Source organism: Neoalteromonas facilis (assembly GCF_002807665.1).
In the GTDB taxonomy this organism is placed as follows: domain Bacteria; phylum Pseudomonadota; class Gammaproteobacteria; order Enterobacterales; family Alteromonadaceae; genus Alteromonas_E; species Alteromonas_E facilis.
The window spans coordinates 289,300-301,725 of sequence record NZ_PEAY01000003.1; the positions used below are offsets into that span (position 1 = coordinate 289,300).

The 12,426-nt window shown below is 45.1% G+C and carries 11 protein-coding genes; 6 read left to right on the plus strand and 5 right to left on the minus strand.

The window, feature by feature from the left end; translation table 11 throughout:
- From nspC to CSH93_RS09650, 3 genes are all read right to left on the minus strand, one after another.
- Complete coding sequence (gene nspC, locus CSH93_RS09640; RefSeq protein WP_100643034.1) at positions 1-1,137, minus strand: carboxynorspermidine decarboxylase; 1,137 nt, start codon at positions 1,135-1,137, stop codon at positions 1-3.
- Between the two features lie 14 nt (positions 1,138-1,151).
- Positions 1,152-2,351: a saccharopine dehydrogenase family protein gene (locus tag CSH93_RS09645; RefSeq protein WP_100643035.1), complete on the minus strand. Its 1,200-nt coding sequence runs from the start codon at positions 2,349-2,351 to the stop codon at positions 1,152-1,154.
- A gap of 96 nt (positions 2,352-2,447) precedes the next feature.
- Complete coding sequence (locus CSH93_RS09650; protein ID WP_100643036.1) at positions 2,448-3,347, minus strand: 1-aminocyclopropane-1-carboxylate deaminase/D-cysteine desulfhydrase; 900 nt, start codon at positions 3,345-3,347, stop codon at positions 2,448-2,450.
- Positions 3,348-3,584: 237 nt separating this feature from the next.
- On the opposite strand from CSH93_RS09650, the gene CSH93_RS09655 reads away from it, so the two are divergent.
- The 5 genes from CSH93_RS09655 to CSH93_RS09675 all read left to right on the plus strand — a co-directional run bounded on the left by CSH93_RS09655 (position 3,585) and on the right by CSH93_RS09675 (position 9,666).
- On the plus strand, positions 3,585-4,097 hold the full coding sequence (locus tag CSH93_RS09655; protein WP_240615563.1) for a chalcone isomerase family protein: 513 nt from the start codon (positions 3,585-3,587) through the stop codon (positions 4,095-4,097).
- Positions 4,098-4,106: 9 nt separating this feature from the next.
- Complete coding sequence (locus CSH93_RS09660; RefSeq protein ID WP_100643037.1) at positions 4,107-4,655, plus strand: DUF3833 domain-containing protein; 549 nt, start codon at positions 4,107-4,109, stop codon at positions 4,653-4,655.
- Between the two features lie 150 nt (positions 4,656-4,805).
- Positions 4,806-6,107: a methyl-accepting chemotaxis protein gene (locus tag CSH93_RS18220; protein WP_100643038.1), complete on the plus strand. Its 1,302-nt coding sequence runs from the start codon at positions 4,806-4,808 to the stop codon at positions 6,105-6,107.
- A gap of 168 nt (positions 6,108-6,275) precedes the next feature.
- Positions 6,276-9,203: a ligand-binding sensor domain-containing diguanylate cyclase gene (locus CSH93_RS09670; RefSeq protein ID WP_100643039.1), complete on the plus strand. Its 2,928-nt coding sequence runs from the start codon at positions 6,276-6,278 to the stop codon at positions 9,201-9,203.
- Between the two features lie 67 nt (positions 9,204-9,270).
- Positions 9,271-9,666, plus strand: coding sequence for an MAPEG family protein (locus CSH93_RS09675; protein ID WP_100643040.1), 396 nt, complete (start codon positions 9,271-9,273; stop codon positions 9,664-9,666).
- A gap of 5 nt (positions 9,667-9,671) precedes the next feature.
- On the opposite strand, the gene aceK is transcribed toward CSH93_RS09675, so the two are convergent.
- The gene (gene aceK, locus CSH93_RS09680; RefSeq protein WP_100643041.1) at positions 9,672-11,390 is read right to left on the minus strand and encodes a bifunctional isocitrate dehydrogenase kinase/phosphatase; all 1,719 of its coding nucleotides are present in this window, start codon (positions 11,388-11,390) and stop codon (positions 9,672-9,674) included.
- A 158-nt stretch (positions 11,391-11,548) separates the two neighbouring features.
- Here aceK and CSH93_RS09685 point away from each other — a divergent pair, with 158 nt between their 5' ends.
- Positions 11,549-11,914, plus strand: a complete 366-nt coding sequence (locus CSH93_RS09685; RefSeq protein ID WP_100643042.1) for a response regulator — start codon at positions 11,549-11,551, stop codon at positions 11,912-11,914.
- 17 nt (positions 11,915-11,931) lie between these two features.
- Here CSH93_RS09685 and CSH93_RS09690 read toward each other — a convergent pair whose 3' ends face one another.
- Positions 11,932-12,306: a type IV pilin protein gene (locus tag CSH93_RS09690; RefSeq protein WP_100643043.1), complete on the minus strand. Its 375-nt coding sequence runs from the start codon at positions 12,304-12,306 to the stop codon at positions 11,932-11,934.
- Between the last annotated feature and the right edge of the window lie 120 nt (positions 12,307-12,426).

Sequence of the window (12,426 nt, forward strand, 5' to 3'; positions counted from 1 at the left end):
TTAAGATAAACGCCCTTTGAAATCTTCATAAGAGAATTGGCGCACCACATCGAGTGTTCCGTCTTTGCGTAGAATCGCAATAGTAGGGTGCTCTACACCATTAAAGAACGTGGTTTTCACCATGGTGTAATGCATCATATCTTCAAACTGCAAGCGGTCGCCAATGGCTAAAGGTGCATCGAAGGTATAGATATCGATGACGTCACCGGCTAAACAAGAATTGCCGCCTAGCTTATAAGCGTAGGGTTTATCACCGGGCATACCCGCGTTGAGTATTCTTGGGCGATAGGGCATTTCCAATACATCTGGCATATGCGCAGTCGCTGAAATATCTAAAATTGCGATTTTGTCTTGGTTCTCAACAATATCGACTACTTCCGCGATTAAAGGGCCTGTGTCCCATGCAACCGCTGAGCCGGGCTCCATGATGACTTCTAAGTGGGGGTATTTTGCTTTAAAGGCTTTCAATGTCGCGATCAAATGTTCGACGTTGTAACCTTCTCGGGTCATTAAATGTCCTCCACCCAGATTAAGCCACTTTAACTGCCCTAACCAAGGTGAAAATTTTTCTTCAATGGCCTTAAGCGTACGTTCTGTAGCAAAGGAGTCACATTCACAAAGGTTGTGTACGTGAAAGCCGTCGATTCCGGTTAGATCAACACCGCGTAATTGTTCGGCACGAATGCCCAAGCGTGAGCCCGGCGCACAGGGATCATACAGTGGCGTTTCTGCTTCCTGATTCTCGGGGTTAACACGCAGACCAACCGATATACCAGCTGCGTCGGTAGCAGCTTTGTGTCGCAGCCATTGACCAATGCTATTGAATGACAAATGGTCGACTAGATTGACCAGTTCTTGCATATCCGCGTCTTTATACGCTGGTGAATAGGCATGAACTTCACCGCCCATTTCGAACTTGGCCAGTTTCGCTTCCCAAACAGAGCTCGCGGTTGCCCCATGCAGGTAACCGCGAATTTGTTTGAACGTTGACCACATTGAAAAGCCTTTCAAGGCGAGAATAATCTTTACGCCTGATTCCGTTTGAACGTGCTGCATCAGTTGAAGGTTGCGTTCGAGCTGCTCCTCAATCAATACATAGCAAGGAGATGGAATGTCAGTTCGCTGGGTCAAGTTCATCGTCACATTTTCCCTTATCGTGCAAACGGGCTGTCACATTCAATGATGTGCCATGGAAGACCGTGTTGATTGAGCATTTCCATAAATGGATCTGGGTCAAACTGCTCCATGTTCCATACACCTGCTTGTTTCCACGTGCCGTTTAGCATTAACGCTGCACCGATCATTGCTGGAACACCCGTTGTGTAAGACACTGCTTGTGCTCCCACTTCTTCAAAGCAGGCAGCGTGGTCACAGTTGTTGTAAATGAAGATGGTTTTCTCTTTGCCATCTTTAATACCCGTGATGTATGTACCGATACAGGTTTTACCGGTGTAACCTTCTGCTAGAGAGCCAGGGTTAGGTAACACGGCTTTTAGGAACTCAAGCGGGACAATTTTTTGGCCTTGGAAATCAACCGGCTCAATGCTGGTCATTCCTATACCTTCTAGTACACGTAGGTGTGTTAAGTAGGCTTCACCAAATGTCATCCAGAAGCGTGCGCGTTTTAACGTTGGAAAGTGTTTAACGATTGATTCTAACTCTTCGTGGAACATCAAATATGAGGCTCTTACACCTATATTTTGATAATCCAGATCTTCGCGTACGCTTAGTGGATCCGTTTCTTTCCACTCACCATTTTCCCAAAAACGACCACGCTGTGTGATCTCTCGAATATTGATCTCTGGGTTAAAGTTGGTTGCGAATGCTTGACCGTGATCGCCACCGTTACAATCGACGATATCCAGATAATGGATTTCGTCGAAGTAGTGTTTGGCTGCATATGCTGTATACACGTTCGTTACACCCGGATCGAAACCTGAGCCCAACAGCGCCATAATGCCCGCATCTTTAAACTTGTCTTGATATGCCCATTGCCACGAATATTCGAATTTCGCTTCGTCTTTTGGCTCGTAGTTAGCAGTATCCAAATAATCAGTTTTGGTGGCTAAACAGGCATCCATGATAGGTAAATCTTGATATGGCAACGCTAAGTTAATAACCAAATCAGGATTAACTTTATTGATTAACGCTTCAACTTCCGCAGCATTGTCAGCATCAACTGCAAATACCGCTTTTACGCGGTCTGCGCCGACTTCTTGTTGCAATGCCTCACATTTAGACACTGTGCGGCTTGCTAGATAAATTTCGTCGAAGTGTTCGGTTAAACGGGCGCATTTCTTTACCGTAACAGCGGCAACACCGCCCGCGCCAATAATTAACACATTTGCCATATTTCTATATCCTAATGACTACATTTGATTTGCGCTGAATGCTAGCAGTAATTAAGGATCTTGCAAGTTAAGATGAGTCGAAATCAGTGAAATCTTCTAGCCTCTGGCCCCTTGAAGGCCACCGGTGTGTAACAGCGTAATACGACTACCCAATGGAAATGCTTTGCCTTCGACGAAGGATTTCATCGCATACAATGCTTTGCCTGAGTATACCGGTTCAAATGGAATGTTTAGATGTGCAGATTGTGCTTGGCAAAACTGACGCAAATCTAGTGGGGCTTTGGCATAACCACCAAAGTGGAAATCATGATTGATAGCGTACGGTGTTTTCACTTCACGCTGAGCAATCAGCTCAGCTACCAAGGGTTCAAGGTAGTCTTTTCCTTTAAGCACTGCGATGCCAATAAGGTGTTTAATATTGCTCGAAGCACATGCCAAGCCCGCTAAAGTACCACCACTGGCTACGGGCGTTATTAAATAATCGTTGGGGTCAGTGAGTTCATCTGCAAGTGTCTGCATACCGACTAAATGCTCAGCGTGGCTGCCACCTTCAGGAATGATCACGTCAAGATCCAAGTGTTTTTTTAACCTCGCCAGATAGTCTGGTTCATGGCGGTGCTGGTATTCCCGCTTGGTGATGAAATGAATGTGAGCGCCCCATTGCACAATATCATTAAGCATGGGCGTAAAGTTGTTTTCATAGTTACCGCGAATGATGGCGTGAAAGGGCCAATTGAGACGGTGACAAACATAGGCGAGAGCATGAATGTGATTGGAATGGCCACCACCAAAGCTTGCAAGTGTCGGAGACGTTGCATGTTGCAGCTGTTGCACAATTGGCTGCAACTTTCGCCATTTATTGCCAGAAATGATCGGGTGCAGGAGGTCATCACGCTTTACATATAGCGCGTATTCTCGAGCGTTTGCCCAATCAGGCGTGATGCGCTGAATAGGCGATGGCGTGTTTATTTCAAGTTGACGAAAAACAGACTCCACAACAGTCGAAAACTCATGGCATGGTTTGGCATTAGTCTACGCGAGTTATTATCCGAAGTCTCCGCACAGGTGCAGCAAGCCTGGCTAAACACACGGTTTTATTGTGTTGAGGTTGGCTACCTGATTGGCGAGATATCACAAAGTTGCATTTGCTTTGCTGACCTCTTTGGCAAAGTGAAAATGATCAGAACCGCATATTTTGCGTATCAAAGCAGACATAATGGTTGGAGTGAGAGTGTGCGTAAAATATTTCATGGCATTAGCCTCTCGTTATTGATTTCGGGGAGTGTAATGGCCAGTAATCAAGTGGTGGAAGCTGCAATTACCAATGCTCAGCTCGTTGGCGCAGCTAAATTCGAATATTTCTTTTTTGATGTCTATCGCGCAGAGCTTTTTGCACCGGATGGTCAATATCAAGCCGATAAACACTTTGCATTGGCGTTGACATACTTGCGTGACTTTAAGGGCGTTGATATTGCCGAGCGTTCGGTTAAGGAGATGCGTCAACAAGGGTTTAATGACACGTCTACTTTATCCGCATGGAATGAACAAATGCAGGCCATTTTCCCTGATGTCAAAAAGGGGCAGACGATCACTGGTGTGGCTTTAGATGGGGTAGCGAGCTTCTATCTGAACGATAAGCCCATCGGGCAGATTAAGGACGCGCAATTTACTCAACGTTTCTTTGATATCTGGCTAGGTGAGAAAACTTCTGAACCCGGGCTACGCAAACAACTACTTAAACTTTAGGACGCTACTATGTTTTGTTTAACCAATCTTCGCGCATTCGTTTTAAGCATGTTTACCTTATTGTTGGTATCCGCTTGTAGCTCTTCAATCGACGGTGCGAGCTATCAATCTGTATCACCCTCGTTTGACCTCAAAAACTTTTTTGACGGCAAAGTACGGGCATGGGGAATTGTCCAAAATCGCGATGGAGATGTGGTGCAGCGTTTTATTGTTACCATTGATGGTCGTGTGGATGATGGCACGCTTATTCTCGATGAGACCTTTGAATATGGCGTGGGGGAAGGTCCGCTATCGCGTGTCTGGCGCATTCAACAGTTGTCTGAGAATACATATGTAGGTAGTGCCAATGACATCGCTGGAGATGCCTCGGGAATTTCATATGGGAACGCATTTAATTTTGCCTATGAGATGGATTTGCCTGTGGGTGACACTCAATATCGGGTTGCATTCGATGATTGGTTCTGGGCATTTGACGAGCAAACCATTATGAACCGAAGCTACATTCGAAAATTTGGTTTAGTAATGGCAGAAGTGACTATCTTTATGCAGCGTCAGTGATATCGCTGTGAAAGCATTGATCAGGCTCAAGCTAATATCATTAAAGCAGTGATAGGCATAGCACGCTCCCACATTTGGTCTATATTTGAGTTGGTGTTTACCGATAAAAAGGTTTAGCTTAAAAATAACCAACCTGCTGGAGATTACCTGATGTGGTTTCGTCGAGAAAAAACAGAGCCTGTCGTAAATCCGTTATTAATAAACGCTTCTCAGAATCAAGCGATTTTAGACGCGTTAAGTGGTTCGATGGCGATGATTTACTTCTCTCCCGATGGTGTGGTTAAACAGGCAAACGATAACTTCTTGCGCACCATGGGATATAGCGCAGATGAGGTTATTGGCCAGCATCATAAAATTTTCTGTCCAGACAGTTTTTTACGATCGTCAGATTATGCGCAGTTTTGGCATAAGCTAGGTTTAGGTACGGCTTTTTCCTGCGAGTGTTTACGTAAGAACAAGCGAGGCCAAGACGTATGGCTAGAGGCCAGTTATTGTCCGGTACTGGATGAACACAATAATGTTACACAGATCGTCAAAATTGCCAGTGACGTTACACAGTCTGTTGAGCGACGCCATAAAGACAGAGGCGTGTTAGATGCTCTTGACCATTCCATGGCGACTATTGAGTTTGACATGGACGGCAATATCCTCGACGTGAATGATAACTTCTTACAAGTGGTTGGCTATAACAAAACGGATGTTGTTGGCAAACATCACCGCATGTTTTGTCCTTCTGATTATGCCGCGAGCGAGGATTATCGCCGTTTTTGGCAGGCTTTGCGTCAAGGGGATTTTCAACAAGGCCGTTTTCGGCGTAAACACAAAGACGGTAGCGATGTATGGTTAGAAGCGTCGTACAACCCAATTCAAGACAGTAAAGGCAATTGGATCAGAGTCGTTAAAATTGCTGCCGATATTTCCGAAGGTGTTAATAAGCGGCTCACGACTGCCGAACTGGCCCTTAAAACCAGTGTGGAAACCGATGATATCGCTAACGAAGGTGATGAATGTATTTCTGCTACTCTTGGGGCTATGGATCAAGTGAAACTTGATTTGGAAGCGTCAGCTGAAAATATCAGTAAATTAAGCCAGCAGTCGAGAGAAATATCCAAGATTGTACACACCATTAACGAAATTGCTGATCAAACCAATTTGCTCGCGTTGAATGCCGCGATTGAGGCGGCTCGTGCAGGCGAGCAAGGGCGCGGATTTGCCGTTGTGGCGGATGAGGTTCGGCAATTGGCCTCGCGTACCTCCGCATCGACGCGAGAAATTGAGAATATGGTGCAAGAAAACAATGCGTTAACGGAGGTTGCGGTTAGTGCCATTACGCAGATTCAAGAACGTTCCAATGCGAGCTTGGATCAGATACGTGAGGCTGGCGCTATCATCGCGAGGATCAATGATAGAACCAATGAAATGGTGGATATCGTGCGGGACCTTTCGGCTTAGCGCAAAGACTTTTTAACAAGCTGCGTTTTATTCTTGCAACTACGTCAAGCTTGGCTATGGTTAAGATGTAACCAGTATTGTTTGTAGGAACCGCCCATTAATTCTTACAGTGTTATAAAGCGTTGTTTTTACGCTGTATTTTTTATCTATTCAACTTTTGCACTAGGGGTGCCTGATCATCCCGAGAGTGCGTCCCCTAATGTTCCCACTTATTTTCGTCATATATCAGTCAGTGACGGTCTGTCACAGGTAACCGTTGCCGATATCATCCAAGACCGCAAAGGGTTCATTTGGCTAGCCACTCAAAACGGGATCAATCGCTACGATGGGTATAATTTTGTCATTTATAAGAAAGATAAAGCGCAAGATGGTTCAGGGCCTGTGGGCGAGTTTGCCTACAAGTTAGCGCTCGACCCCGTAACCGATGATATTTGGGTAGCGACCTCGGGTGGGTTGAGCCGATACCACTATGCTACTGACTCATTTTCTCACTATGCGTTAATTGGTGATGACGGAGAGCAGCGTTACATCGTTTCAACAATCACGGTAGATGAAGATGATCAGGTGTGGGTTGGAACTCGTCATGGGGTTTTTAAATATAATCGTGATGTCGACTCGTTTTCGCCGGTAACACTGGATATTCGCGAGAGCTCATGGGTTTTAGACATTGAGCCTGATAGCAGTGGAGAACTTCTAGTCGCCACCACTGAAGGTTTGTTTGCGATTGATTTAAGTGACAGCGCAACGGCGACGTCAGCTTTATTGGGTGAGCAAGTTACCGATATTGAGCGGTTAGAATCAGGTGAATTTTGGATTTCTACCTTGCGCAATGGTGTGTTACGCAAGCCTGATGGCACAGGGCAATTAGCTCAGTTAAGTCAGCTGGGAGGGTTATCTGATTCGTTGGTGCAGTCAGGTATTAATTCGATTAAGCAATTACGTAATGGCGATATATGGGTCAGTGCGATGACAGGATTGAGCATTCTGCGAGCTGACAGTAAATCCGCACCTTCTGATTTATATTATCGTAGCGACGAAGCGACGCTTTTGAGTTCTGCCCATATGACACGCACCTTTGAAAGTGCGTCAGGGTTAGTTTGGCAAGGCACATGGACAGGCGGTTTTTCTATTTTTGACCCTAACAGTCTGCTGATTAAATCAGTAAACGCAAAGCCTTTTACATGGGTACGTGGATTGGTTAAAGATGCGGATGACAATATTTGGTTTGGTACCGCGGAAGGTATTTGGAAGCGCGAACAGAATGGTGATATTCAAGGGCCATGGCGTTTCCCGAGCATTGAAACGGCGCAACAAAGCGTCGTTCGCAGTATCGAGTATGATGCTAAGCATCAGCGCTTTTGGGTGGGTACGACAGCAGGGATTTTTTTCTTGTATGAATCGGAGCCTAATTTAATTAATACCAACATTCTGCCTGATGACAGCATCTTTCATATTGTCATGGACCGAAACCAACATATGTGGGTCGGGACCTTCAACAGTGGATTATATCGAATTGATTCAACGAGTTTAGATACGCTTGGACACTGGCCTCTTTCGACAGTTACGCACAGTTACGTAGATCATGATGACTACATTCTCACAGGTACTATTGAAGGGCTGATTAAAGTCAATAAACACTCAGGAGAGACAGAGAATTTACATGACGAATCACGCCCTGAGAATCAACGCAGTCCTCGTGTTGTTACGTGGATATCCTCGCTGGGCATTAACAATTATATTTTGGGTACCCAAGGCTCAGGCATTTATTCATTGAAGGACGTCGACGGTAGCATGGAATTTGAGGCTCTCTACCCTCAGTCCCACTTGGCTACTTTGTCGGTAGGTGGCGTACAGCAAGGTGAGTCGGGCAATCTTTGGGTCAGTACGACCGAAGGGGTGGCCCATGTTGACCAGCAGAATAAATCCATTGGCTATTTCAACAAAAAGAATGGCGCGTATTCTGAAGGTTATTATATCAATCATAGTGTACGCACACAGCAAGGCGAAATTTTCTTTGGTGGGCCTCGGGGGATGTCACATTTTTATCCGAAGGACATCGCGCTGTCTCGTTGGGAGCCCGATATCGTGTTGACCAGTTTGTTGGTTCTAAATAAACCCATCCAGCCCAATCCAAAGGATGTCGCTCATGCTACTTTGATAGACCCTATCCATATCGCGGATCGTATCGCGCTTCAGCACACCGACAATGTATTCAGTATTGAATTCAGTGCGCTGGATTTTTCAGCACCTGAGAATAATCAGTACGCTTTTAAGTTGGAAGGGTTTGACACTGATTGGAATACGGCTATTGCACGTCATCGTGTTGCCACCTACACCAACCTCGACCCAGGACGTTATAAACTGCGAGTACGGGGCACCAATAAAGATGGCGTTTGGAGTGATAAAGAAGCGAGCATAAACATAGTCGTGACTCCGCCTTGGTATTGGAACACTTGGTCAAAGGCCCTGTGGGGCGTATTAATTCTTATGCTGATCACCGGCATGTACCGGTGGCGAATTTGGTCATTCCAGATACGCTCTGAAGAACTGCGCAAGTTAGTAGAAAAAAGAACAAAAGACTTAGAAGAGTCCAACCGTAAGCTGCACTTATTATCAACCGTTGATGAGCTGACAGGCTTAAAAAACCGCCGTGACTTCAGAGCGCATGCAGAAATTGAGCTGGATCGTTACAAACGACAAGAGATCCCATTCTCGATGTTGATGATTGATATTGACCATTTTAAAGCAATCAATGATGAATGCGGGCATGCGTGTGGCGATGAGGTGCTAGTTGAATGTTCTAAGGTCATGCAGAATTTAACGAGAAAGCACGATCTTTTGGCGCGCTGGGGTGGTGAAGAATTTATCATGTTAGCGGTAAATACCGATCTGAAAACAGCCGTGGTGACAGCTGAAAAAATCCGCAGTGCTATTGAGCAATCAACCTTCAATATTAACAATCGTGCCTTGAATATCACGATCACTATTGGGGTCAGTGAAATACAGCCAGAGCAATCATTGGATGAGTGTATCAATATTGCGGACAAGAAGTTGTATGAGGGCAAACGTAACGGCAGGAATCAGACGTCGTATTAACCGAAGTACCCAAGGTATAATTGTATAGTCCTCAATTCATTGCTCACAACAAAGAAAGGAAATTCACATGGCCGTTATGCTAATTTGTATCCTGATAACACTGATATTGCCGATGGTCGCAAAGGCGCCAGTTGCATTGGCAATGCACGCTCGTGGAGGATATGACAACAAGCATCCCAGAGCACAGCAAGATCAGTTAGAAGGCTATGGTGCGCGAGCGCTTGCGGCACATAAGAATAGTTTTGAAGCGATCGCTTATTTCACCCCCGCGGCTGTTACGGTACTCGCGCTAGGAGCCATAGACAGTACGGCGAAGTGGCTAGCAATCAGTTTTGTTGTCAGTAGGCTCGCTTACCTTGTTTTTTATTGGCTTAATTGGGATATTCTGCGCAGCATCGTATGGGTGATAGGCTTTGGTTGCTCTATCACCCTGTTGGTAAGATTGTTGTTGGCGTTTGGTTGAGCCGATTACCCTGTTCTGGATAGAAAACGACGATCTGCTGGATATGGAGAGAAGTTTTGGATTGCGCCTGTGGCTGTAATGCGTTGAACTTCTCGCCAATAATCAGCCGACATTAAGTCACTGTGTAGCTCTTTAAGGATGTCCTTAAATTCCTTTTTGCCGACAATAAAGTGTTCAAACTGCTCGGGAAACACATCGTTGGGCGCAACGGATAATGTGTCTAAGGCATATGGATCATCTGACTTTGGTAGTTCACGGAAATTACGTTCGTGCATTAGGCAGATTTCATCGTAGTCGTAGAAGATCACGCGGCCATGTTTGGTAATGCCAAAATTCTTATGCAGCATATCGCCCGGAAAGATATTGGCGAGCGCAATTTGTTTGATGCATAAACCCAATTCATCAATAGCATGACGGATCTTGTCGGGGTCTGTTTCTTGCTGTAGGTACAGGTTTAAAGGCGTCATCTTTCGCTCAATATAAAGATGCTTAATAATGACTTCATCATCGGTAAGCTCCACGCTTGACGCACAGGTTTCTAACAGCTCTTCAATCAACGCTTGGTCCATACGAGAGCGTGGAAAGCGGAAATTAACGTATTCATGAGTGTCTGCCATGCGGCCAACGCGATCGGATGTTTTAACCAATCGATAGCAGTCTTTGACGTGTTCACGCGTGATCTTTTTACTTTCAGCGAATTCATCTTTGATGATCTTGAACACCACACCATATGAAGGTAAGTGGAATACCATCATCACTAAACCGCGGATCCCCGGTGCAATACAGAAGTTATCTGTGGAATGTTGCACGTGTTCCAGAAAGTTGCGGTAAAACACGGTTTTTCCATGCTTATAAAACCCTAAAGCCATGTAAAGCTCAAAGTGCTTCTTGTTGGGGAGGAGTTCTTGTAGAAAAGCGACAACCTCTGCAGGGAATTGGGTATCAGCCATAAAATAAGAACGTGCAAAGCCAAAAACTACGCTTAAGTCTTTGCGCTCCGTTAATAACGCGTCGACAAAGAGTTGATGTTGGTCATTGGTTTGCAGGGCCAAAACGAAGGGCAAGGTGTCATCAGGCATGCAAATACGACCGATTAAATAGGCGGCTTTGCCTCGGAAAAATATCGGCTTGAGCAATTCCACGGTATGTACACTGGCCAATTGTTCTCGGTTAAGGCGACTGCGTAAGGCTTCGTCCATCAGTTGAAGGTCGCGTTCCTTATCTTCAAAAGCAATATTGAATCGGTATGTATTCAGTATTGACTCGTGCATCGCTCTAACGGTACCCGTGGTATCGAAACTATTCACTACTTTGTCGCGATCATGTCCAGATAGAAAACAGCGGCTGGGTAGCACAAACATAATGCTCTGATCGATTTGACGATGCCGAAAGACACGACCAATGACCGAGTTATAGAACGTTTCAGCTAATTCATATTGGGGATGATTGTCGAGTAAATGTTGGAAATGGCGCTTAAGTTGCTGCCAAAATGCAAGATTTTGATGGTGCACATGAATTTGCTGATAAATTTCGCTAACAACATCTGACAGACTTTGTTCATAAATGGTTATGCGCTCTTTGACGGCAGCTTGTGTGGCTGCCCACTCGCCTTGTTCAAAGCGGGTTTGAGCGCCACGCGTAATCCGGGTGTACCAGCGATAATTTTTGTCAAAACCGTTAAGAATTTGATACGCAACTTTTGCGCAAATCTTAGTATCACTCATGCCTTACGCTCGTTCATCTTGTGCGGCTAGAGTAGCATTGTGACGCTTAATTACCAGATGAACATTCTTTAAGAACTGTGCAAATACTTCCCTTTTCCACTCTTATCGGGTAACTTGAGCTAACTTCGGCACAGTTATAATAATAACAAGGACACACTATGTCGTTTCCAGTACTCATTTGTGATGATTCTTCGCTCGCGCGTAAAATGGTGCGTAGGAGCTTACCCGATCCATTGGCTCAGCAAGTTTTTACTGCTGAAAATGGTGAGCAAGCATTAGAAATACTGGAACAACGTCCTATTAGTTTACTATTCCTAGACCTAACGATGCCCTTTATGGACGGGGTTGAAGTACTACGTCAAATCAAACAAAAGTCGCTAGAAGTCTTTGTCATTGTTGTATCTGGTGATATTCAACCACAGATGCAAGAACGTGTATTGTCCTTAGGGGCATTAGACTTTATTACCAAGCCCGTAGATTCCGCGCGCCTGCACACGACTCTGCAGCGTTTTGGATTGTATTAAGCATCAAATTTATACCCTTACCAACAATCAGCTGGCGTTCGGTTCATTGACTGGTCCAGATTAAGTGTGGTGCAGCCTGCATCCTGTGTTTGCTTTCCTTTCGCAGTGGCCGTAATGGTGTAGGTCGTGGCTGTGACGTTGGCCACACTAAAAGTATAAAAATCGTTTGCCGGCAATGTCAGGTTTGCAGCTGCAGCGTAGCTCACATTTTCCAAGCGCCATGCCTCTTGTTGGATCTGCAAATGCAAAAGCTGTTTTTGTACATCATCTCGCCGGGATTCAATCACTTGGCTGTTGTATGAGGGAATAGCGATAGCCGCAATAATACCCATAATTGCTACTACTAGCATTAACTCGACTAACGTAAAGCCGCGTTGTTTCCGATAAGTCATAATTATTACCTCATATACCAATTGTGTAACCAGATACGCTTAGCCGAAGAAACTAAACTACAATGTGTCATAGGATATTAGTATAGATACATAAATAAAACGTTTAGGTATTAATTTTGC

Bases quoted from the DNA above. Each gene is read 5' to 3' on its own strand.
- CSH93_RS09690 (WP_100643043.1), bottom strand. From the start codon at position 12,306: ATGACTTATCGGAAACAACGCGGCTTTACGTTAGTCGAGTTAATGCTA.
- aceK (WP_100643041.1), bottom strand. From the start codon at position 11,390: ATGAGTGATACTAAGATTTGCGCAAAAGTTGCGTATCAAATTCTTAAC.
- CSH93_RS09675 (WP_100643040.1), top strand. From the start codon at position 9,271: ATGGCCGTTATGCTAATTTGTATCCTGATAACACTGATATTGCCGATG.
- nspC (WP_100643034.1), bottom strand. From the start codon at position 1,137: ATGAACTTGACCCAGCGAACTGACATTCCATCTCCTTGCTATGTATTG.
- CSH93_RS09660 (WP_100643037.1), top strand. From the start codon at position 4,107: ATGTTTTGTTTAACCAATCTTCGCGCATTCGTTTTAAGCATGTTTACC.
- CSH93_RS09685 (WP_100643042.1), top strand. From the start codon at position 11,549: ATGTCGTTTCCAGTACTCATTTGTGATGATTCTTCGCTCGCGCGTAAA.
- CSH93_RS09645 (WP_100643035.1), bottom strand. From the start codon at position 2,351: ATGGCAAATGTGTTAATTATTGGCGCGGGCGGTGTTGCCGCTGTTACG.
- CSH93_RS18220 (WP_100643038.1), top strand. From the start codon at position 4,806: ATGTGGTTTCGTCGAGAAAAAACAGAGCCTGTCGTAAATCCGTTATTA.